Below are 20,702 nucleotides of genomic sequence, written 5' to 3'. Positions count from 1 at the left end.
CATATCGCAGGCAATCCATGCAAACCGACGACACCGATCAGCGCCTTGTCACCCTATTGCGGGAGAACGCCCGCCGCCCGGTGGCTGAGCTTGCCCGCCATCTGGGTCTCGCCCGCACCACGGTGCAGGCCCGGATCGAGCGGCTGGAAAGCACCGGCGTTATATCCGGATACACGCTGAAAACTTCTGCTGCCGCCCGCCCGCCACTGCAGGCCACGGTGCTGATGTCGATTGAACCGCGGTCAGGGCCAGAGGTGCTGGCCCGCCTGCGCAGCCTGCCGGGGGTGGAGGTGGTGCACACGACCTCAGGCCGGTTCGACTTGCTGGCGCAGGTGGTGGCGCAAAGCACGGCTGAGCTGGACGAAACCATAGACCACATCGCAGAGGCGCGGGGCGTGCGGTCCTCCGAAAGCCTGATCCACCTGGCCACCAAACTGGACCGGAAAGGGCAATAGAGGTCAGGCGCTCCTCACGTAATCCAGAAGCCAGTCGCGGAACAGTTTTGCCGCGGGACGCATGGCGCCGCGGTCGGGATAGATCAAGTGGTAGGCCTCCTGCCCCGGCACGTCGACGTCCGGAAGGCAACGCACCAGTCCGCTGGCCCTGACCACCGCATCCGACGCAGGTGCCCGAGCCAATGCAATCCCCATGCCCTGCGCCGACAGTTCCGCCGCCATCAGCGAGTTGTCGGCAAAGAAATAGCGCGCTTGCCCATGGGACAGGCGCAGGTTCTCAAACAGCTGCACCCAGCTGGCCCGGTGGGTCGAGACTTCGATCAGGGGAAAGCGGAAGAGGTCCTGCGGAGACTGGATTTGCGCGGCGATCTCTGGCCGGGCCACCGGATAGAGCACCTCCCGCAACAACTCATCCCCTTCGGTGCCGAACAGCGAAGGGTTGCCAAAGACGATCTGCAAATCTGTAAACTGGTTGGCGAAGTCCGCCGCCATATTGCCGGTGCTGAGCGCCAGGCTGACCTGCGGATGCGCGGCTTGGAACTGCGGCAGCCCGCGCGCCAGCACCCCATGGGCAAACAGCAGCACAGATTGCACAAACAGCCGCTGCTCGCGGCTTTCGCCGAACAGGCCGGTGGTTGCGGTTTCCAGCATCAGAAGCGACTGCTGCACAGAGGGCAGATAAGCCCGCCCGGCCTCTGTCAGCGTCACCGCATGGGCGTGGCGCTGAAACAGCGGCGTGCCCAGCTGGGTTTCCAGTGCCTTCACTTGCTGGCTGACGGCAGCGGCCGACATGTTCAACTGCCCGGCCGCGCGGGCAAAGCTTTCGGTGCGCGCCGCGGCTTCAAACACGCGCAGCCAGTTCAGGGAGGGGATCCGGGTCGCCATGAAAGGAGGCTAAGCAAAACTTAGCCTAACCGGCAAGACATACCGTGCTGGAATTCCGTGCCCCTCGCCTAGGGTTCATGACAGCGAACACCCCGCTGCAACAGCGGCAACCTTACCAGCCAGATGAGAGACGTGACATGACAGGTCCCGCCAACTCGCCGCGCCCCAAGCGCAAGATTTGGAACTTCACCCCCCAGTTGCCGATCCAGACCTCCCCCTATTGGAACTGGCCGATGAAGCCACTGGCCTCGATCAAATACCTGCTGCAAAGCTGGAACCCTTTGACGCTTCGGGCGCTGCTGCTGGGTTTTGCCATTATCACCTGGACCTTCTTCACTCCCTCCCTGGACCGCGTCGCCACATTCAGCTGGGACTGGGTGTTCGAGATCTGGTTCCGCAACTTCTGCATCCTGGTGGTGGTGGCCGGCGGGCTGCATCTGGCGCTTTGGAAGTACCGGACGCAGGCGGACGAATACCGCTACGACATGCGCCCGATGATGAAGGGCGCCAAGGTCTTCACCTTCAAGAACCAGGTCTGGGACAACATGTTCTGGACTCTTGGTCCGGCGCTCACCTTCTGGACCTTCTGGGAAAGCCTCATCCTTTACGCCTATGCCAACGGCTGGGTCACCATGATCACGCTGGACGGCAATCCGGTCACCTTCCTCCTGATGACCATCTTCATCCCGATCTGGGCGGGCTTCCACTTCTACTGGCTGCACCGGCTGCTGCATGTTGGCGTGCTCTATACCAAGGTGCACGCCTGGCATCACCGCAACATCAACACCGGCCCCTGGTCCGGCCTGGCCATGCACCCGGTGGAAAGCTTCTTTCTGATGTTCGACACGATGATCTTCTTCCTGCTGCCGGGGCATCCGGTGCTGGCAATCTTCCTCTTGTTCCATCACGGCATCGGCGCCCCGACCTCGCACGCAGGGTTCGAGCATCTGAAATTCGGCAACAAGGCCAAGTTCCTGGTCGGCGATTTCTTCCACCAGCTGCACCACCGTTTTTTCGACTGCAACTACGGCACCTGGGAAACGCCTTGGGATGAGTGGTTCAACACCTTCCATGACGGCACCGACGAGGGCAACGAAATGGTCAAGGAACGCCGCCGCAAAATTTGGAACACGGGCTGATCCCCGCGGCGCCATGCCTGCCACAAGCTCGATGCATCGGGTATTTTCAACCAGAAAGAAGCCGCAAGGTTTTGTTAACCAGAATCGCTTCACTCTCCTTGTGCGGTACAGGCTGGGGAGCCGATGACCGCACCAGGAAGAAGCTGCCCCCTGTTCCTGGCATTGCGTATTCCCTGGCGAATGGACGGCCGGATTCAGGGGGCGCTTCGGACCTGCTTCTTTCTGGTCTGAAGTACCCACAGCGCTGCCGCCGGCGCCGCGCGGCCCGCCTGAGGTAAAGATTTCCCCATATCCGCCTTCCCCTTCCTGCCGCCATTGGGTAATTGATCGCCCAACTGCATGAGGGATCAAGACGCATGGCGATGGAAAAGACGTTCAACGCGGCCGAAGCCGAGAGCCGCCTTTACAAGGCCTGGGAAGAGGCCGGCTGTTTCAAGGCTGGCGCCAACGCCAAGCCGGAGGCCTCCACCTACTGCATCATGATCCCGCCGCCCAACGTCACCGGCGTGCTGCATATGGGCCATGCCTTCAACAACACATTGCAGGACATCCTGATCCGCTGGAAGCGGATGCAGGGCTTTGACACCCTGTGGCAACCCGGCACCGACCATGCAGGGATCGCTACTCAGATGGTGGTGGAGCGTGAGCTGGCCAACACCCAGCAGCCATCCCGCCGCGAGCTGGGCCGTGAGAAATTCCTGGAGAAGGTCTGGGAGTGGAAAGAGAAATCCGGCGGCACCATTGTTGAGCAGTTGAAACGCCTCGGCGCCTCCTGCGATTTCTCCCGCACCGCCTTCACCATGGCAGGCGCGCAGGGCGACACCCGCACCGGTCACGAGAACTCCCCCAACTTCCACGACGCCGTGATCAAGGTGTTTGTGGAGATGTACAACAAGGGGCTGATCTACCGCGGCAAGCGGCTGGTCAACTGGGACCCGCATTTCGAGACCGCGATTTCCGACCTTGAGGTCGAGAACATCGAGGTCGCAGGCCACATGTGGCACTTCAAATACCCGCTGGCGGGCGGCGCCACCTACACTTACGTGGAGAAGGACGAGGACGGCAACGTCATCCTCGAGGAGGAGCGCGACTATATCTCCATCGCCACCACACGGCCCGAGACCATGCTGGGCGACGGCGCGGTGGCTGTGCACCCCTCGGATGAGCGGTACGCCCCCATCGTGGGCAAGCTGTGTGAAATCCCGGTCGGCCCCAAGGAGCACCGCCGCCTGATCCCGATCATCACCGATGAGTACCCGGACAAGGACTTCGGTTCCGGCGCGGTGAAGATCACCGGCGCCCATGATTTCAACGACTACCAGGTTGCCAAGCGCGGCGGCATCCCGATGTACCGCCTGATGGACATGCGCGGCCAGATGCGGGCCGACGGCGCGCCTTATGCAGAGGCCGCAGGCATTGCCATGGCCGTGGCCAAGGGCGAGCAGACCCTGACTGAGAACGAGGCTGATGCCGTCAACCTGGTGCCGGATGACCTGCGCGGGCTGGACCGGTTTGAGGCGCGCAAACTGGTGGTTGAGCAGATCACCAGCGAAGGCCTGGCGGTGATGCACACCGTCATCAAGACCGATCCTGAGACCGGCGAGGAGGTCCAGGTACAGGAGCCCTACGTCGAGAACAAGCCGATCATGCAGCCCTTTGGCGACCGCTCCAAGGTTGTGATCGAGCCGATGCTGACCGACCAGTGGTTTGTGGACGCCGAAAAAGTTGTCGGCCCGGCGCTGGATGCCGTGCGCAACGGCGATGTGAAGATCCTGCCGGAAAGCGGCGAGAAGACCTATTACCACTGGCTGGAGAACATCGAGCCCTGGTGCATCTCGCGCCAGCTGTGGTGGGGGCATCAGATCCCGGTTTGGTATGGGCCGAGCGTTGTTGCCGTCGATCCAAAAACAATAGACTTAAATGGCACCGCCTACAAAACCAGCGGAGGCGCTGGGCTTGACTACTCCAACCTCAAAGCATTCTGTGCTGCAGATCTTGATGAGATTGTCGCCCAAGCCGCTACGTACTACGGGGATCTAGCACCAAACGGCATTGTTGAAGTCGAGAACGAAACCGCCCATCGCAAAATTGACCAAGCCCAAAATTTGCTTGGCAAGATTGGCCTTTGGCGCGACCCCGACGTTCTGGACACCTGGTTCTCCTCCGGCCTCTGGCCGATCGGCACGCTGGGCTGGCCGGAAGACACTGCCGAGATGCAGAAATACTTCCCGACCTCGACCCTGGTCACCGGTCAGGACATTCTGTTCTTCTGGGTTGCCCGGATGATGATGATGCAACTGGCAGTGCTGGACGAAAACCTGCCGGTCAAGGAGCGCATCCCCTTCGACACCGTCTACCTGCATGGCCTGGTGCGCGACGCCAAAGGCAAGAAGATGTCGAAATCCACCGGCAACGTGGTTGATCCGCTGGAGATCATCGAGGAATTCGGCGCCGACGCGCTGCGCTTTTCCTCCGCCGCGATGGCGGCGCTGGGCGGTGTGCTGAAGCTGGATATGGAACGCCTCAAGGGTTACCGGAACTTTGGCACCAAGCTGTGGAATGCGGTGAACTTTGCCCATTTCAACAACGTCTATGACGAAACCGTCCCGGCCTTTGCCTGCCCGGATGCCAAGGCTGCCGTGAACCAGTGGATCATCGGTGAAACCGCAAAGGTGCGGGTGGAAGTGGACGCGGCACTGGAAGCCTACCGGTTCAACGACGCGGCCAATGCGCTTTACGCCTTTGTCTGGGGCAAGGTCTGCGACTGGTACATCGAGCTGTCGAAACCGCTGTTCGGCTCCGAGGATGAGGCGGTGATCGCCGAGACCCGCCAGACGCTGGGCTGGGTGCTGGATCAATGCATGATCCTGCTGCATCCGATCATGCCCTTCATCACCGAGGAACTTTGGGGCAATACAGCTAAGCGTGAGAAGATGCTGGTGCATGCCGAGTGGCCCACTTACGGCACCGAGCTGGTCAACGCCGAGGCCGACGCCGAGATGAACTGGGTGATCACCGCCATCGAAAATATCCGCTCCACCCGCGCGCAGATGCATGTGCCTGCGGGAGCCAAAATCCCGATGGTCGTCACCGAGTTCTCCGATCAGGCCCGCACGGCCTGGGAAAAGAACGAGGCGATGATCCAGAAACTGGCCCGCATCACCTCGCTGGAGCAGGTGGAGAGCTTCCCCAAAGGCTGCGCCAGCGTGGCTGCGCCCGGTGCGTCCTTCGGTCTGCCACTGGCGGACGTGATCGACGTGGATGCGGAAAAGGCGCGTCTGGAGAAGACACTGGGCAAGCTGGCCAAGGAACTGGGCGGTCTGCGCGGACGGTTGAACAACCCGAAATTCGCGGCCTCCGCGCCGGAAGAGGTTGTGGCGGAAGCCCGCGAGAACCTGGCGGCACGCGAGGAAGAGGAAGCCAAGGTCAAGGAAGCGCTGGCACGTCTTGCCGAGATCGGCTGATCCCGCTGAAAAACACCTTCGAAACGCCCGCCCCTTCGGCGGGCGTTTTGCTGTTCGCTGCAGCGTGTTGAAACCATTCTGATTTTCATCAGTACGGGGAAATTCCTGGTAACCGCCCCATTGTCTTTGCGGCGGTTTTGTATCAGCCTGCCGTCAACCATAAGAACAAGGGAGGCTGCAGCCATGCCCAATGAAACCACCCCTAAGGGATACTGGGTGGCCCATGTGGATGTGAACGACATGGAGCGCTATCAAGCCTATATCAAGGCAGCGCGGCCGGTGCTGGAGGAGTACGAAGCCAAGTTCCTGATCCGCGGCGGCGAGCGGGAAGTGCGTGAAGGCGCGTTCAAGGCCCGCACCGTTGTCCTTGAATTCAAGGATTTCGAAACCGCTAAAGCCTGCTATGATTCCGTGGCTTATCAGAACGCCAAGGCCTTTCGCGATCTGGTCTCGACGGGTGATATGCACATCATCGAAGGGTACGGCGGCTGAAGCCGTCTGCCCTGCTGCTCTGCCAGAGGTCTGCCGATGCCCTTGCTCAAGAAATTCTTTCAAGCGTTCCGCCCGTCTGAGCCGCCCGCCCTTCCCGACCCGGATGCCGAACTGGCGCTGGGGGCGCTTTTGGTGCGGGTGGCGCAATCAGACCGTGACTACAAGCTGGAGGAGATCAGCCTGATCGACCGGATCCTGGCGCGGCTTTACCAGCACAACGCGATTGAGGCCGCCAAGGTGCGCGCCACTTGCGAAAAACTGCACGCAGCAGCGCCCGAAACAGACACTTTCGGCCGGCTGATCCGCGAGACCACCGGGCTGGAGGAACGCCTGGCGGCGCTGGATGCCCTGTGGGAGGTGGTGCTGGCAGACGGCAACGAGCACGAGGGCGAAATCACCATTATTGAGGACGCGCGCAAGGCTATGGGCCTGTCCTATGCCGACAGTGAAAAGGCCCGCGCCCGAGCGGTTGAGAAATTCAGCGGCACAGCGGGGGAGAGCTGATGTTCAAGGAACTGCTGAACCGGCTGCTGGAGCCCGCCCCTGCGCAGCTGGATGACGAAGGCGCAAAACTGGCGCTGACGGCGCTGCTGGTGCGAATAGCCCGCTCCGACCACAATTATTCCGAAGTGGAGAAGGACCGCATCGACCGGATCCTGACTGCCCGCTACGGGCTGGACACCGGCGGCACGCTGATCCTGCGCGAACAGGCGGAGGCCATGGAGGCTGAGGCACCTGATACCGTCCGCTTCACCCGCGCCATCAAGGACGCGGTGGCCTATGAAGACCGCACCGGCGTGGTCGAGGCGCTGTGGCAAGTTGCGCTGGCCGACGGGCACCGGGACGCCAATGAGGACGCGCTTCTGCGGCTGTCCTCCAGCCTCTTGGGGGTTTCCGATGTGGACAGCGCCATGGCGCGCAAACGGGCAGAGGCTGCGAAATGATTGCACATCTAGGCATGTACGACCGCCCGGAAACCGCAGCGGCAAACGACAGGTTCTGGACGGAGATACGCAAACACCTCAGCGGCGGGCCAGAAACGCTGACCCGCGGTGCGGATTTCTGGCAGGTTTGGAAATCCCCGGATCTGCTGCTCTCGCAAACCTGCGGTTGCCCCTACCGCACCCGGCTTTACGGAGAGGTGGAGCTGGTGGGCACTCCCGACTACGGCCTTCCCGGCTGCGAACCCGGCTATTACAACAGCGTGTTTATTGCCCGCAAAGAAGACGCAGGCCAGCCGCTGTCCGCCTTAGCTGGACGCCGCTTTGCCTATAACGAATCCCTGTCGCAATCGGGCTGGGCCGCGGCGATGGTGCACCTGCACGACCGCAGTATCCTGCCCGGCGCGCTGGTGGAAACCGGCGGCCACCGGCTGTCTGCCGAAGCGGTCGCGGAAGGCCGCGCCGATTTTGCCTCCCTAGATGCGCTGACCTGGGAGTTGATCCGGGAACACGACACCTTTGCCGCCGGCCTGGCCGAGATTGAGCGCACAGTGCCGACGCCCACCCTGCCCTATATCACAGCCCTGGGCCGGGATGCGGATGAGCTGTTCACCGCCATTGAAACGGCCATCAGCGAATTGGATGCAGACACCAAGGCATGCTTGCATCTGAAGGGGCTGGTGCGGTTCACCCCCAGCGACTATCTCGCGGTGCCGACCCCGCCCGGCCCGGTGCTGACCGAACAGCGCATCCGTGCAGCGGAGCTGACGTAGCCGCCGCCTCCGAAATGGGCCGCCAAACCCGCCGTTTTGACAACTCAGACAGCAGCTTGTGCGGTTTGAACGTTGCATTCGGTCTTTTTTTCGGTCCAATAAGAACGAATTTCCACTCACAGGGACAACGACACCTTGACCGATACAACGCCCGTTCTGCAAATCCGCGGCCTGCATAAATCCTATGGCGAGCTGGAAGTGATCAAAGGCGTCGACATCACCGCCAAGAAAGGCGACGTGGTGTCGCTGATCGGGTCTTCGGGGTCTGGCAAATCCACTTTGCTGCGCTGCTGCAACCTGCTGGAGGACAGCCAGCAGGGTGAAATCCTGTTCAAGGGCGAACCGATCACCTGGACCGGCCAGGGGCTGGCGCGCCGCCCGGCTGATGCCAAGCAGGTGCTGCGCATCCGCACCAACCTGTCGATGGTGTTCCAGCAGTTCAACCTGTGGGCCCATATGACCATCCTTCAGAATGTGATGGAGGCGCCTGTCACCGTTCTGGGCCGCGACAAAGCTGAAGTCGAGGAAAAGGCCCGTCACTACCTGGCAAAAGTCGGCATCGGCGACAAATGCGACGTCTACCCGGCGCAGCTGTCCGGCGGTCAGCAGCAGCGGGCGGCGATTGCCCGCGGCCTGTGCATGGAACCGGAGGCGCTCCTGTTCGACGAGCCGACCTCTGCTCTGGATCCGGAGCTGGAGCAGGAAGTGGTCAAGGTGATCAAGGATCTGGCCGCCGAAGGCCGCACCATGCTGATTGTGACCCACGACATGAAAATGGCGGCCGATGTGTCCAGCCATGTGGTGTTCCTGCACCAGGGCCTTATTGAGGAAGAAGGTTCACCGGACGAAGTCTTTGGCGGCACCCGCTCCGAACGGTTGCGGGCGTTCTTGTCATCGACCCGCCATGAGCAATAATAACGAAATCAATAACCAACCAAAAATGGGAGTAACTTGATGAAATCTTTGATCCTTGGCACCGCCGCCCTGGCGCTGACCGCGGGCATGGGCCTGGCGGACACCGTGCGCCTGGGCACCGAGGGCGCCTATGCGCCGTGGAACTTCGTCAACGACGCCGGTGAGATCGACGGCTTCGAGCGCGAACTGGGCGATGAGCTGTGCAAGCGCGCCGAACTGACCTGCGAGTGGGTCAAGAACGACTGGGATTCGATCATTCCGAACCTGGTTTCCGGCAACTACGACACCATCATCGCCGGCATGTCGATCACCGACGAGCGCGACGAAGTCATCGACTTCACCCAGCCCTACACGCCGCCGGATCCGTCCGCATATGTGGCGCAGTCGGCTGACGTCGATCTGGCAGGCGGCGTGATCGCGGCCCAGGCCACCACCATCCAGGCGGCCTTCATCGCCGAGCAGGGCTGGACCCTGGTCGAATTCGCAACCCCGGAAGAAACCGTCGCAGCCGTGCGCAACGGCGAAGCTGACGCGGTTCTGGCCGACAAGAGCTTCCTGGACACTGTGGTCGGCGACGACCTGGTGATGCTGGAGAAATCCGAATCCCTGGGCGGCGGCGTTGGCATGGGCTTCCGCGAGTCGGATGCAGACCTGCGCGGCAAGTTCGACGCGGCAATCCAGTCGATGAAAGACGACGGCTCGCTGAACGAACTGATCGCCAAGTGGGAAGTGTCCTCACAGTGGTAATCTGATCCTGTTTCAGGATCTTGCAGGCCCGCGAGCCGCGGCACGCGGGCCTCATTCATTCGCTTCCGGCACCAAGCGTGCCGGGCGTGAGCACAGAAAGACAGGGTACATATGTTTTCCTATTGCACGGACCCATCCACGCTTGAGGGGCTGAGCTGGCTCAGCTGCTATCTGACCACCGGCAAGCATGTGAACCTCTACATCTCGGTCTTTGTGGTGCTGACACTGCTGGCGATCACCGCCCCGACAGCCCTGCTGTTCGGTTTCGGCGCTGCCAGTGCCGCCCGCTCGAAATTCCTGCCTCTGCGCTGGTTCGGCAAAGGCTACACCAGCATTGTACGCGGCGTGCCGGACATTGCCTTCTTCCTGTTCTTCGTCATCGCGCTTGACCAGGCGTTTGAGTGGATGCGCCACAAGGTGAAATGCCCGGACTGGGACCAGCCGATCCGCCAGGGCATCGACTTTGTGGTCTGCGACGCGGCCAAGCTGCCGCTCTCGACCTCGCCGCAGTGGGTGCATGAAACCTATGGCTTTTTCCTGGCCGTCCTGACCTTCTCCATCGTCTTTGGCGCCTTTGCGGCCAACGTCCTTTACGGGGCGATGCGCGCCGTGCCGCGCGCCCAGATTGAAACGGCTGAGGCCTATGGCATGACGCACCGCCAGGCATTCTGGCGCATCCTGGTGCCGCAGATGTGGGTCTATGCACTGCCCGGCCTGTCGAACCTGTGGATGGTGCTGATCAAGTCCACGCCGCTGCTGTTCCTGCTGGGCGTTGAAGACATCGTCTATTGGGCCAAGGAACTCGGCGGCACCAAGACCGCGCGCTTCACCGACTACCCGCACCCGAACTGGCATGTTGAATACTTCTTCGCGCTGCTGGTGTTCTACCTCTGCTTCACCAAAGTCTCCGAAGTGGTTCTGGACCGCATCATGATCCGCCTGACCAAGGGCCAGGCCACCGCAGCAGGTGAAGCACAAAGAAAGGCAGCGGCATGAGTTGCGTTGAAACCATCCAGGCCTATGCCTTCCGTTCCCTGGGCTTTGGCGAACGGCTGCTGCCGCGCGGTGAATATACCCTATGCGAACATTTCACCCTGATCGGCTCCGGCCTGATCTGGAACGTCTACTTCGGCACGCTTGCACTGATGACCGGTTTCTTCCTGGCGGTCGCGCTGGCAGTGGGCAAATCCAGCCCCAACCCGCTGTGGCGCAAGCCCGCAGAGTGGTTCATCTTCGTGTTCCGCGGCAGCCCGCTGTTCATCCAGTTCTTCTTTGCCTACGCCTGCTTTCTCAGCCTCAAGGGCGTGTCCAGCTTCTTTGATCCGTTCACATCGGCCTGGCTCGGGGCGCTGGTTGTACTGTTCTGCAATACCGCAGCCTACTCGGGCGAGATCTTCTATGGCGCACTGCTGTCGATACCAAAGGGCGACATCGAGGCCGCCGATGCCTATGGCATGACCGGCTGGAACCGCTTCCGCCGCATCACATTCCCGACCATGCTGCGGCTGGCCTGGCCTGCCTACACCAACGAGGCGATCTTCCTGTTCCATGCCACCACACTGGTGTTCTTCTCCGGCTTCCCGGCCTGGCGGCAGCAGGGCGATGCACTCTATTACGCCAGCTATTTCGCGGACAAGACCTTCAACCCGTTTGTCCCCTACCCGATCCTGGCCTTCTACTTCATCCTGCTGACGCTGGTGATTATCAGCCTGTTCGGCTTTGTGAACCGGCGGCTGAACAAGCATCTGCCGCAGGAGCGGCGGGCCAAGCCCAGACTGAGGATCAGCCTGATCCGCTAACAACAAAATGGCTCCCTCGGGAGCCATTTTTGCTTTTAACGGAGGCCCAGACAGCTTCTCTGCATGGCCAGATGCGCCCGCCTGCACCGGCAATCTACCAGCTGCACGGCTATCACATCAAACTTTTGATCAAATTATCTTGGCGAATGGATTTCCATAGGCTAGGGTTGGCGCAACGCATTCATGGAGCCCCAAATGGACCTGCCCGGACTGAAGACAATCCGCATTGCCGCCTGTGATATGAACGGCCAGATGCGTGGCAAGCGGCTGCCCGCAAGCCAGGCCGGAAAGCTGGAAAGCGGCGGTGCCCGGATGCCGGTTTCCGCCCTCAACGTCGACCTGTGGGGCCGCGACGTCGAAGACAGCCCGCTGGTTTTTGAAACCGGCGACGCTGATGGCGTGATGCTGCCCACCAACCGCGGTCCGGTGCCGATGCCCTGGCTCAAGAGTGCCTCGGCGCTGGTGCCCATGGCGATGTACTGGGAGGATGGCTCCCCTTTCCTGGGCGACCCCCGCCATGTACTGGCAGATGTGCTGTCGCGCTACAGCGCACGCGGCTGGACCGTTGTCGCCGCGACCGAGATGGAGTTCAGCCTTCTGGATGACAGCGGTGCCCGCCCGGCCCCGCCGATTGACCCGCTGACGGGCCGCGAGCTGGATCAGCAATCGGTGCTGTCGATTGCCGAACTGGACGCCTTTGACGAGTTCTTCTCCGATCTCTACGACGGCGCAGAGGCGATGGGCATTCCCGCCCAGGACGCCATCTCCGAGGCCGGCCTCGGGCAGTTCGAAATCAACCTCCTCCACCAGGACGCCATGCGCGCCGCCGATGATGCGTGGCTATTCAAGGCTTTGGTCAAAGGGCTTGCGCGCAAACACGGATTTGCCGCGACCTTCATGGCCAAACCCTATGCCGAGGAAGCCGGCAACGGCATGCATGTGCATTTCTCGGTCGAGGATCAGGACGGCAACAACATCTTTGACGACGGCAGCGACAAAGGGTCTGATCTGCTGATGCACGCGGTGGCAGGCTGTCTGGCAGCGATGCCCGCCAGCTCACTGATCTTTGCCCCGCACGGCAACTCCTATGACCGGCTGGTGCCCGGCGCCCACGCCCCGGTCAGCGCCGCTTGGGCGTATGAAAACCGCACCGCCGCCATCCGTATTCCCGGCGGCAGCCCCAAGGCACGCCGGATCGAACACCGGGTCGCAGGCGGCGACATCAACCCCTACCTAATGCTGGCTACGGTGCTGGGTGCAGCATTGGCCGGGATCGAGGACAAGATGCAGCCTCCAGTGCCTTCCGAGGGCAACATTTATGAGATTGAGGGCCTGCCGCAGCTTGCCGCCGACTGGGAGACCGCGATCAACTGGTTTGACACCGACCCGCTGATTGCACGCATCCTTCCGGACCTCGCCATCCGCAATCTTGTGATGACCAAGCGGCAGGAGCTCATTGGCTTTGCGGAACGCCCCAAGGAGAGCCATTGGCTGTCTTGGCTGGAGGCGGTATAAACCCGCTTTGCCTGCGGCGCCCGGGAAGCCCCTTGCCCGCCCCGGCATCCTCGGCTAGGCTCAATTTGATCAAATTTGGTGACTCATGAAAATCGGCATCCTGCAAACCGGCCACTCCCCCGAAGACCTGTTCGGAGACTTCGGCGATTACGACGCCATGTTCCGCGAAATGCTGGACGGCAACGGATTTGAGTTTCAGACTTGGGCGGTGGTGGACGGCATTCTGCCGGACGGCCCTCAGGACGCCGACGCCTGGCTGATCACCGGCTCCAAGCATGGCGCCTATGAGGACCACGCGTGGATCCCGCCGCTGGAGGATCTGATCCGTGCCATCCATGCGCGCAAGCAGCCGCTGGCGGGCATCTGCTTCGGCCATCAGATCATCGCCCAGGCGCTTGGCGGCAAGGTCGAGAAGTTCGAGGGCGGCTGGGCCGTCGGCCCGGTCACCTATCAGGTGGACGGCAAGGACCTGACCCTGAACGCCTGGCATCAGGACCAGGTGGTGAAGCGGCCCGAAGACGCGCGGGTGCTGGGCGGCAATGAGTTCTGCCGCAATGGCATCCTTGCCTATGGCGATCACATCATCTCCTGGCAGCCCCACCCCGAATTCCCCAACGCCTTCGTTGGCGGCCTGATTGATAAACGCGGCCGCGGCGTGGTGCCTGACGACCTTCTGGATCGTGCAGCCGCCGAGCTGGACACCCCCGTAGACAACCAAGATATCGCAACCCTCCTCGCAGATTTTTACAGGAAAGAGAGGACCTAATGTCAGCCTGGCTCGACACCCTTCCCGAAGCAGCAAAAGCCTATCTGGAGGGGCGTCGTCTCGACGAAGTCGAATGCGTTATCTCGGACCTTCCCGGTATCGCCCGTGGCAAGGCGGTACCGGCATCGAAGTTCGCAAAGACCGACTATTTCCATCTGCCCGACAGCATCTTTTACCAGACCATCACCGGGGACTGGGCGGATGCCGCGGACGAGGACGGCTGGATCGAAAAGGACATGACCCTGAGGCCGGATATGTCCACGGCCACAGCTGCGCCCTGGACCGGCGACTGGACCCTGCAGGTGATCCACGACGCCTACGACCGGCATGATCAGCCGATCCCCTACAGCCCGCGCAACGTGCTCAAGCGCGTGGTGCAGCTTTACCGCGATAAGGGCTGGAAGCCGGTTGTGGCACCTGAGATGGAATTTTTCCTGGTCGCCCGCAACATCGACCCGGCCAAGGAGATCGAGCCGATGATGGGCCGCTCCGGCCGCCCGGCTGCGGCGCGTCAGGCCTATTCGATGACTGCAGTGGACGAGTTTGGCCCGGTGATCGACGACATCTATGACTTCGCCGAGCATCAGGGCTTTGAGATCGACGGTATCACCCAGGAGGGCGGCGCCGGCCAACTGGAAATCAACCTGCGCCACGGCGACCCGGTGAAGCTGGCGGACGAGGTGTTCTACTTCAAACGGCTGATCCGCGAGGCTGCGCTGCGCCACGACTGCTTTGCCACCTTCATGGCCAAGCCGATCGAGAATGAGCCCGGTTCTGCCATGCATATCCACCATTCGATCCTGGATGTGGAGACCGGCCAGAACATCTTCTCCGGCCCGCAGGGCGGCGAGACGGACGCGTTCTACAACTTCATCGCCGGGCTGCAAAACCATCTGCCTGCAGGCATTGCCGTGATGGCGCCCTATGTGAATTCCTACCGCCGCTACGTGAAAGACCACGCCGCGCCGATCAATCTGGAATGGGCGCGCGACAACCGCACCACCGGCATCCGCGTGCCGCTGTCGGGGCCGGAAGCGCGGCGGGTGGAAAACCGCATCGCCGGCATGGACTGCAACCCCTACCTGGGCATCGCCCTGTCGCTGGCCTGCGGCTATCTCGGCCTGGTCAACGAGGAACGCCCGCGCAAGCAGTTCAAGGGCGACGCCTATGAGGGCGAAGGCGATATCCCTCAGGTGATGGGTCAGGCGCTTGACCTGTTCGACGAGGCCAAGGAGCTGCACGAGGTGCTGGGCCCGGACTTTGCCCGCGTCTACTCCATCGTGAAGCGCGCGGAGTATGAGGAGTTCCTGCAGGTCATCTCCCCCTGGGAGCGCGAGCATCTGCTGATGAACGTCTGAAGCCGCAGGCGCTGCACCGCGGTGCAGCGCCTGTGCAATTGAGTATTTGGGGAAAGAAGAACAGCGGGATCCCTTCCGGGAAATCCCGCCAACAGGTGAGGTGCGGGATGGCGATGAACCTGCTCTATTCCAATGACCGCAAAGGCGAGTATCCAAGCAGCTGGTATGCGGCCACCGCCGCGCCGCTGGAGCGCTTTCCCGCGCTGGACAGCGATGTAAAGGCGGACGTCTGTATCGTCGGCGGCGGCTACACGGGCCTGTCAGCAGCCCTGCATCTGGCAGAGGCCGGCCTGTCCGTTGTTCTGCTGGAAGCGCAGCGGGTGGGCTTTGGCGCTTCGGGCCGCAACGGCGGCCAGCTCGGCAGCGGCCAGCGGATGGAGCAGGACGGGCTGGAAAAGCTGGTCGGTTTGGATGATGCCCGCAAGCTCTGGGATCTGGCCGAAGGTGCCAAGGATCTGGTGAAGGATCTGGTGGCCCGCCACGGCATCGACTGCCACCTGAAGCCCGGCGTCGCGCACGCCTGTTTCTCCAATGGCGAAACGGCGCATGAGCACGCCTACGCGGAACATCTGCAAAACCGCTACGGGTATGATCAGATCGAACTGCTGGACCGCGACGCGATGCAGGCGCTCTGCCCGTCACCCGCCTACGTTGGCGGCTCTCTCGATATGGGTGCGGGCCATCTGCACCCGCTGGCCTACGTTCTGGGTCTTGCCCGCGCAGCCGCAACTGCAGGAGCTGTCATCCACGAAGGCAGCGAAGTTCTGGACATTCAGGAAGGCAGCCAGCTGCGCATCCGCACCGTGGGCGGCACTGTGACAGCAGATCACCTGATCCTGGCCTGCAACGGTTATCTCGGCGGGCTAAACGGCCAGGTCGCTGCACGGGTTATGCCGATCAACAACTTCGTGGTGGCGACCGAACCGCTGGGCGATGACGCCGCCCGTGTTCTGGCCCGCGACGTGGCGGTCGCTGACACCAAGTTCGTGGTGAACTACTTCCGCCTCAGCCATGACAAGCGGCTGCTGTTCGGCGGCGGCGAAAGCTATGGCTACCGGTTCCCGGCAGACATCTCCGCCACCGTCCGCAAGCCGATGGCGGAGATCTTCCCGCATCTGAAGGATGTGCAGATCGACTATGCCTGGGGCGGCACCCTGGGCATCACCATGAAGCGGATGCCTTATCTGGCACGGCTGGCGCCCAATGTGCTGACAGCCTCCGGCTACTCGGGCCACGGTGTCGGCACCGCCACCCATGCGGGCCAGTTGATGGCACAGGCGATTCAGGGACAGGCCGAAGGGTTTGATACCCTGGCCCGCGTCCCTGCCCCGCGCTTCCCCGGCGGGCCGCGGATGCGCTCGCCGCTGCTGGTGCTGGCGATGACCTGGTTTGCCATGCGCGACCGGCTGGGCGTCTGAACAGCGGCCTGAGCCGGATTCCGCGCAACTCCGCAACAATTCTGTGAAATTTTGCCGGGCGCAGCAGATTCCGCTGCGTCCGGCCTTGGCTTCCCGGAAAGTTAGTTTTAGATTTCCCAAAGAAGCAATTCAGGATTTTGAAATATGGCTCTGCCGCCCAACGTTCATGACGCTGAACCCATTCCCGCAGCCGCCCGCGACGCCATCGATGCCCTGATGCAATCAGGCGACCTGTTCCGCTACACCGCGCCCCAGGATGCGCCGGTCACGCTGCTGGAACAGGAATATGCGGATCTTCTGGGCTGCAAATATGCGCTGGCGGTGTCTTCCTGTTCGGCGGCTCTGTTCTTGTCTTTGAAGGCGCTTGGCCTGCCCCGCGACGCCCGCGTTCTGATTCCAGCCTTCACCTTTGCTGCCGTGCCCTCCTCCGTCGTGCATGCCGACTGCGTGCCGGTGCTGTGTGAAGTGGCTGACAACTACCGAATCGACATGGCCGATTTCGAGGCCAAGCTGGACAGCGTGCAGGCGGTGATCATCAGCCATATGCGCGGCCATACCTCCGACATGGATGCGATCATGGCGCTATGCGATGCCCGCGGCATACCGGTGGTCGAGGACGCCGCCCATTCGCTGGGCACCACTTGGAACGGCCGGAACATAGGCACCATCGGCAAGGTGGGCTGCTTCTCCTTCCAGTCCTACAAGATGGTCAACGCCGGCGAAGGCGGCATCCTGATCACCGACGACGCCGACCTGGTTGCCCGCGCCGTGATCATGTCCGGTGCTTATGAGCACAACTGGAAAAAGCACAAAGGCCCGCACGGCGAAAACACCCCGGACCTGGAACAAGCCTTTGCCAAGTGGCAAAACCAGCTGCCGCTCTATAACCTGCGGATGAGCAACCTCTCTGCCGCAGTGATCCGCCCGCAGCTGCCGGAACTGGCCCGCCGGGTGCGCGACGGCCTCGCCAACCACGACTACGTGGCGGAGCGGTTGAACGCCTCCCCCTTCTTTGACGTGCCCGCACCGCTGGGGCCGGAGCGCCGGGCGCCGGATTCAATCCAGTTCAACCTGGTGGATCTCAGCGAGGCACAGACCCGCGCCTTTGCCGCCGCAGCAGAGGCCAAGGGCGTCAAGGTCCAGGTCTTCGGCCTGTCCTCCGACAACGCCCGCGCCTTCTGGAACTGGCAGTTCCTGGGCAATGTCCCTGAGCTGCCCCAGACCCGTGACATGCTGATGAAGGCCTGCGACGTGCGCCTGCCGGTGCGGCTGACCCGGGCGGAGCTGGACGTGATTGCCGGCATCCTGCTGGCCGCCGCAGAAGAGACCATGGGCAAGGCTGCCGCCTGAGAATATCAGTGCTTTAGCGAATACCAGCCCCGGCCTCCGCGCCGGGGCTTTTCGCGATTGCAATCCAGGCTTGTGCCGTCCACGGTGCCGCTCATGAAAGGCCCATTGAAATTCAAACGGCGCCCGGCCACCGCGCTGGTGGCGATGGCAAACTCCCTGAGCATGGGCGATGCAGTCCCCGGTGATGAGCTGCGCCAGATCATTGGCGCGGTTGTATCGGACCGCGCGGAACGGGCGGCGCTGCTCGCCGCGCTCCGTGCGTCCAACGACCCGGACTGCGGCCTGGCCGTGGCCGACCTGCTGACCGCCTTTGCCACCGAGGCGGCAGAGGCGGAAGCCCAGGCCCGCGACGCGGATCAGGTTATCGGCCAATGGGCGCAGCGTCTGGCCGCCGGCGCGCTGCTGGCAAGCTTTGGCGCCACGATTGCAGACACGGTGACCGGCGGGCTGGCCTTTGGCCTCACCCTGCTGTCTTTTTCAGGATTTGTTTTTGCCACCGCCTCCCGCATCGGAGGAAGGGTGAAAATGCGCCGCCGAGCGCAGGAGCGGGAAAGCGCCGAGACCCTGGCCCGCCACGTGCTGGAAGCAGGCAAACTGAAGAAGGAGGGGAAGTGATATGGAATTTTCAGCTTTCCTGCCCTATATTGGCAGTGCAAACGGAGAAACGCATGTTTGAAGCCATGGGACTTGAGACTGTCATCGTCAGCACGATCGTCGGCGCCTGCGCCCTGTCTTTTGGTGCCAGCGCCTATCTTTTCATGCGCGCGCGCCCCGCAGCGGAGGCAAAGGACCTGGACAAGATCGTCCAGAACGCTCCCTATCACCGGTTGCACAACGTGCTGAAGGTCGAGGCCGGCTCCTGATCCGCACTCGCATGTACCTGTCCGTTGAAAAAGCCCCCGCCGAACCGGACAGGGGGCTTATCTTTAGGCTGTGCTTTCAGCGCTGGGCGCTGCGCCTCATTTCATCTTCGACAGTTTATCCTGCAGCGCTGCCAGCTGTTTCTTGATGTCGTCCAGATCTTCGCCGCTGCTGTCGGACTTCTCTTCCTCAGCACCGCCGGTCCAGCCCGCAGCACCGAAACCGCCGGTCATTGCCTTCAGGAACGCCTCCTGCTGCGCCTTCATCGCCTCGAACCCGGGCATCTTGGACATCGGGTTCATCGCGGTCATGTTCTCCACCATTTTCGACTGGCTTTCTCGCAGCATGTCAAAGGAGGTCTGCAGGAACTGCGGCATCACCCCGCCGCCCGGCACCATGTAGCTGCGCACCAGGTCGTTGAGCACATTGACCGGCAGAACATTCTCGCCGCGGCTTTCATGCTCGGCGATGATCTGCAGGAGATACTGGCGAGTCAGGTCATCGCCAGTCTTCAGATCGACGATCTGCACTTCGCGGCCTTCCCGGATGAACCCCGCGATATCCTCCAGCGTGACGTAATCGCTGGTCTCGGTGTTATAGAGCCGCCGGCTCGCATACCGTTTGATCAGCAAGGGTTTGTCCTGTTCTGCCATGTGATCCCTCCCCGGTCATGACGCATTGCAGCGAAGCCTATGCCAGCGCAGAACAAAAGGGAAGCCTTGGCGTGTTTTCCGCAACAATTGTTCTGTACAGCCCTGCTGCAGCTGCATTCAAAGCGCTTGACCTGAACCTGGCTTGAGCTTTTATGAGTGATCCCGCACCAGAATCCGAAGCGGGAGAGAATACAGAAATGAAAGTCCTGATCCTCGGCGGCACGGGATCCATAGGCACCGCCGTTACCCAAGAACTGATCCGCCACGGTCATGATGTGACCGGTCTCAGCCGGTCGGAGCTGTCGGACCGCAAACTGGAAAGGATGGGCGCCCGCCCCCTGCGCGGCGACCTGCGCACCCCTGGCGCCTGGGTCCGCGAGGCGGCCCGCACCGACGGGCTGATCCAGCTGGCCGCCACCTTCGACGAAGACATGGGCCAGGCCGATACAGCCGCCATCAACGCAATCCTGCGGCAAGCCGCCTTGCGCCCGCAGCCGCTGCGGATGATCTACACCGGCGGCTGCTGGCTTTATGGCGCCACAGGCAGTCAGATCGCGGATGAGACCAGCCCAATGCGCCCGATTAAACCCTTTGCCTGGATGCAAGAGAACGCCCGCCTGGTGCTGACCTCCCCGGACGTCTCAGCCGCGGTGATCCATCCGGCGCTGGTCTATCACGAGGACGGCGGCGCATTCTCCCGCTACCTGGAGGCCGCCAGCACAGCCAAGCCGTTCGAGATCTGGGGCAGCATCTCCACCCGCTGGCCACTGATCCAACGCGAGGACCTTGCCCGCGCCTACCGGCTGCTGCTGGAAAACCCGGACCTCAGCGGTCACTTCAACGCCAGTGCCCAGGATGGCGTTCCGGTTGCCGAGATCACCCGTGAAATCGCCCGCCGCCGCGGCCATGATGGCGGTTATGTGGTACGCAGTCTGAAACATGTCCTGTGCAAATACGGCAGCTGGGCGGAAGGCCCCACGCTGGACCAGCAGATGGGATCCGAAAAGCTGCGCCGCCTGACCGGCTGGCAGCCCCGGTATTCCAGCTTCCACACTGCGCAGTTTTGAAGACAGGCCGGAACCCATTGAAGAAATATCATATTATTTGCATCTAAATTCCCGCAAAAAACTCTCAATATGATATAATAAAGGTCAGGTCTTTGAGTCTGTGG

21 protein-coding genes are annotated in these 20,702 nt (G+C 62.1%); 19 read left to right on the top strand and 2 right to left on the bottom strand.

From position 1 onward, the window contains the following. Positions 1-17 precede the first annotated feature (17 nt). Positions 18-455: an Lrp/AsnC family transcriptional regulator gene (locus RA25_RS01700; RefSeq protein ID WP_019295577.1), complete on the top strand. Its 438-nt coding sequence runs from the start codon at positions 18-20 to the stop codon at positions 453-455. 3 nt (positions 456-458) lie between these two features. Here RA25_RS01700 and RA25_RS01695 read toward each other — a convergent pair whose 3' ends face one another. Further along, complete coding sequence (locus RA25_RS01695; RefSeq protein ID WP_039169652.1) at positions 459-1,340, bottom strand: LysR substrate-binding domain-containing protein; 882 nt, start codon at positions 1,338-1,340, stop codon at positions 459-461. 137 nt (positions 1,341-1,477) lie between these two features. On the opposite strand from RA25_RS01695, the gene RA25_RS01690 reads away from it, so the two are divergent. The 17 genes from RA25_RS01690 (at position 1,478) to RA25_RS01610 (ending at position 18,880) form a co-directional block, all read left to right on the top strand. Next, positions 1,478-2,479, top strand: coding sequence for a sterol desaturase family protein (locus tag RA25_RS01690; RefSeq protein ID WP_039169650.1), 1,002 nt, complete (start codon positions 1,478-1,480; stop codon positions 2,477-2,479). A gap of 356 nt (positions 2,480-2,835) precedes the next feature. Then, on the top strand, positions 2,836-5,943 hold the full coding sequence (locus RA25_RS01685) for a valine--tRNA ligase (protein ID WP_039169647.1): 3,108 nt from the start codon (positions 2,836-2,838) through the stop codon (positions 5,941-5,943). A 183-nt stretch (positions 5,944-6,126) separates the two neighbouring features. Beyond that, positions 6,127-6,435 carry a DUF1330 domain-containing protein gene (locus tag RA25_RS01680; RefSeq protein ID WP_019295581.1) on the top strand — a complete coding sequence of 103 codons (309 nt, stop codon included), beginning with the start codon at positions 6,127-6,129 and terminating at the stop codon, positions 6,433-6,435. Between the two features lie 42 nt (positions 6,436-6,477). Further along, positions 6,478-6,939 (top strand): tellurite resistance TerB family protein, encoded by a 462-nt coding sequence (locus RA25_RS01675; protein WP_036761872.1) that lies wholly within the window; start codon positions 6,478-6,480, stop codon positions 6,937-6,939. Further along, the gene (locus tag RA25_RS01670; RefSeq protein ID WP_019295583.1) at positions 6,939-7,379 is read left to right on the top strand and encodes a tellurite resistance TerB family protein; all 441 of its coding nucleotides are present in this window, start codon (positions 6,939-6,941) and stop codon (positions 7,377-7,379) included. The genes RA25_RS01675 and RA25_RS01670 overlap by 1 nt, the downstream gene beginning before the upstream one ends. After that, a complete protein-coding gene (locus RA25_RS01665) occupies positions 7,376-8,149 on the top strand; it encodes a phosphate/phosphite/phosphonate ABC transporter substrate-binding protein (RefSeq protein ID WP_019295584.1) in 774 nt (257 codons plus the stop codon). Before RA25_RS01670 ends, RA25_RS01665 begins: the two co-directional genes overlap by 4 nt. A 135-nt stretch (positions 8,150-8,284) precedes the next feature. Next, positions 8,285-9,064, top strand: a complete 780-nt coding sequence (locus RA25_RS01660; protein ID WP_039148764.1) for an ABC transporter ATP-binding protein — start codon at positions 8,285-8,287, stop codon at positions 9,062-9,064. Between the two features lie 39 nt (positions 9,065-9,103). After that, positions 9,104-9,811, top strand: coding sequence for a transporter substrate-binding domain-containing protein (locus RA25_RS01655; protein ID WP_019295586.1), 708 nt, complete (start codon positions 9,104-9,106; stop codon positions 9,809-9,811). 111 nt (positions 9,812-9,922) lie between these two features. Beyond that, on the top strand, positions 9,923-10,807 hold the full coding sequence (locus RA25_RS01650) for an ABC transporter permease (RefSeq protein ID WP_039169643.1): 885 nt from the start codon (positions 9,923-9,925) through the stop codon (positions 10,805-10,807). Continuing rightward, positions 10,804-11,610 carry an ABC transporter permease gene (locus RA25_RS01645; RefSeq protein WP_039169640.1) on the top strand — a complete coding sequence of 269 codons (807 nt, stop codon included), beginning with the start codon at positions 10,804-10,806 and terminating at the stop codon, positions 11,608-11,610. The genes RA25_RS01650 and RA25_RS01645 overlap by 4 nt, the downstream gene beginning before the upstream one ends. 195 nt (positions 11,611-11,805) lie before the next feature. Next, complete coding sequence (locus RA25_RS01640; RefSeq protein WP_039169636.1) at positions 11,806-13,125, top strand: glutamine synthetase family protein; 1,320 nt, start codon at positions 11,806-11,808, stop codon at positions 13,123-13,125. Positions 13,126-13,210: 85 nt separating this feature from the next. After that, complete coding sequence (locus tag RA25_RS01635; RefSeq protein ID WP_039169632.1) at positions 13,211-13,891, top strand: type 1 glutamine amidotransferase; 681 nt, start codon at positions 13,211-13,213, stop codon at positions 13,889-13,891. After that, a complete protein-coding gene (locus RA25_RS01630; protein WP_039169629.1) occupies positions 13,891-15,249 on the top strand; it encodes a glutamine synthetase family protein in 1,359 nt (452 codons plus the stop codon). The genes RA25_RS01635 and RA25_RS01630 overlap by 1 nt, the downstream gene beginning before the upstream one ends. Positions 15,250-15,356: 107 nt before the next feature. Further along, positions 15,357-16,667 carry an NAD(P)/FAD-dependent oxidoreductase gene (locus RA25_RS01625; RefSeq protein WP_193747954.1) on the top strand — a complete coding sequence of 437 codons (1,311 nt, stop codon included), beginning with the start codon at positions 15,357-15,359 and terminating at the stop codon, positions 16,665-16,667. Positions 16,668-16,811: 144 nt separating this feature from the next. Further along, positions 16,812-18,017, top strand: coding sequence for a DegT/DnrJ/EryC1/StrS family aminotransferase (locus RA25_RS01620; protein ID WP_039169626.1), 1,206 nt, complete (start codon positions 16,812-16,814; stop codon positions 18,015-18,017). A gap of 93 nt (positions 18,018-18,110) precedes the next feature. Next, positions 18,111-18,632, top strand: coding sequence for a hypothetical protein (locus RA25_RS01615; RefSeq protein WP_241477344.1), 522 nt, complete (start codon positions 18,111-18,113; stop codon positions 18,630-18,632). A gap of 65 nt (positions 18,633-18,697) precedes the next feature. Continuing rightward, the gene (locus RA25_RS01610) at positions 18,698-18,880 is read left to right on the top strand and encodes a hypothetical protein (protein ID WP_241477343.1); all 183 of its coding nucleotides are present in this window, start codon (positions 18,698-18,700) and stop codon (positions 18,878-18,880) included. A 96-nt stretch (positions 18,881-18,976) separates the two neighbouring features. Here the strand turns inward: RA25_RS01610 and phaR are convergent, their stop codons facing one another. Beyond that, positions 18,977-19,531, bottom strand: coding sequence for a polyhydroxyalkanoate synthesis repressor PhaR (gene phaR, locus RA25_RS01605; protein ID WP_039148783.1), 555 nt, complete (start codon positions 19,529-19,531; stop codon positions 18,977-18,979). A 197-nt stretch (positions 19,532-19,728) separates the two neighbouring features. Here phaR and RA25_RS01600 point away from each other — a divergent pair, with 197 nt between their 5' ends. Beyond that, on the top strand, positions 19,729-20,598 hold the full coding sequence (locus RA25_RS01600) for an NAD-dependent epimerase/dehydratase family protein (protein WP_019295598.1): 870 nt from the start codon (positions 19,729-19,731) through the stop codon (positions 20,596-20,598). Positions 20,599-20,702 lie beyond the last annotated feature (104 nt).

Source organism: Leisingera sp. ANG-S5 (assembly GCF_000813925.1).
Taxonomy (GTDB): domain Bacteria; phylum Pseudomonadota; class Alphaproteobacteria; order Rhodobacterales; family Rhodobacteraceae; genus Leisingera.
This window is presented reverse-complemented; position numbering and strand designations above follow the sequence as displayed.

Coding starts and splice junctions, on each gene's coding strand:
- RA25_RS01700 (WP_019295577.1), top strand. CDS start 18: ATGCAAACCGACGACACCGATCAGCGCCTTGTCACCCTATTGCGGGAG.
- RA25_RS01695 (WP_039169652.1), bottom strand. CDS start 1,340: ATGGCGACCCGGATCCCCTCCCTGAACTGGCTGCGCGTGTTTGAAGCC.
- RA25_RS01690 (WP_039169650.1), top strand. CDS start 1,478: ATGACAGGTCCCGCCAACTCGCCGCGCCCCAAGCGCAAGATTTGGAAC.
- RA25_RS01685 (WP_039169647.1), top strand. CDS start 2,836: ATGGCGATGGAAAAGACGTTCAACGCGGCCGAAGCCGAGAGCCGCCTT.
- RA25_RS01680 (WP_019295581.1), top strand. CDS start 6,127: ATGCCCAATGAAACCACCCCTAAGGGATACTGGGTGGCCCATGTGGAT.
- RA25_RS01670 (WP_019295583.1), top strand. CDS start 6,939: ATGTTCAAGGAACTGCTGAACCGGCTGCTGGAGCCCGCCCCTGCGCAG.
- RA25_RS01665 (WP_019295584.1), top strand. CDS start 7,376: ATGATTGCACATCTAGGCATGTACGACCGCCCGGAAACCGCAGCGGCA.
- RA25_RS01655 (WP_019295586.1), top strand. CDS start 9,104: ATGAAATCTTTGATCCTTGGCACCGCCGCCCTGGCGCTGACCGCGGGC.
- RA25_RS01650 (WP_039169643.1), top strand. CDS start 9,923: ATGTTTTCCTATTGCACGGACCCATCCACGCTTGAGGGGCTGAGCTGG.
- RA25_RS01645 (WP_039169640.1), top strand. CDS start 10,804: ATGAGTTGCGTTGAAACCATCCAGGCCTATGCCTTCCGTTCCCTGGGC.
- RA25_RS01640 (WP_039169636.1), top strand. CDS start 11,806: ATGGACCTGCCCGGACTGAAGACAATCCGCATTGCCGCCTGTGATATG.
- RA25_RS01635 (WP_039169632.1), top strand. CDS start 13,211: ATGAAAATCGGCATCCTGCAAACCGGCCACTCCCCCGAAGACCTGTTC.
- RA25_RS01630 (WP_039169629.1), top strand. CDS start 13,891: ATGTCAGCCTGGCTCGACACCCTTCCCGAAGCAGCAAAAGCCTATCTG.
- RA25_RS01625 (WP_193747954.1), top strand. CDS start 15,357: ATGGCGATGAACCTGCTCTATTCCAATGACCGCAAAGGCGAGTATCCA.
- RA25_RS01620 (WP_039169626.1), top strand. CDS start 16,812: ATGGCTCTGCCGCCCAACGTTCATGACGCTGAACCCATTCCCGCAGCC.
- RA25_RS01615 (WP_241477344.1), top strand. CDS start 18,111: ATGAAAGGCCCATTGAAATTCAAACGGCGCCCGGCCACCGCGCTGGTG.
- RA25_RS01610 (WP_241477343.1), top strand. CDS start 18,698: ATGGGACTTGAGACTGTCATCGTCAGCACGATCGTCGGCGCCTGCGCC.
- phaR (WP_039148783.1), bottom strand. CDS start 19,531: ATGGCAGAACAGGACAAACCCTTGCTGATCAAACGGTATGCGAGCCGG.
- RA25_RS01600 (WP_019295598.1), top strand. CDS start 19,729: ATGAAAGTCCTGATCCTCGGCGGCACGGGATCCATAGGCACCGCCGTT.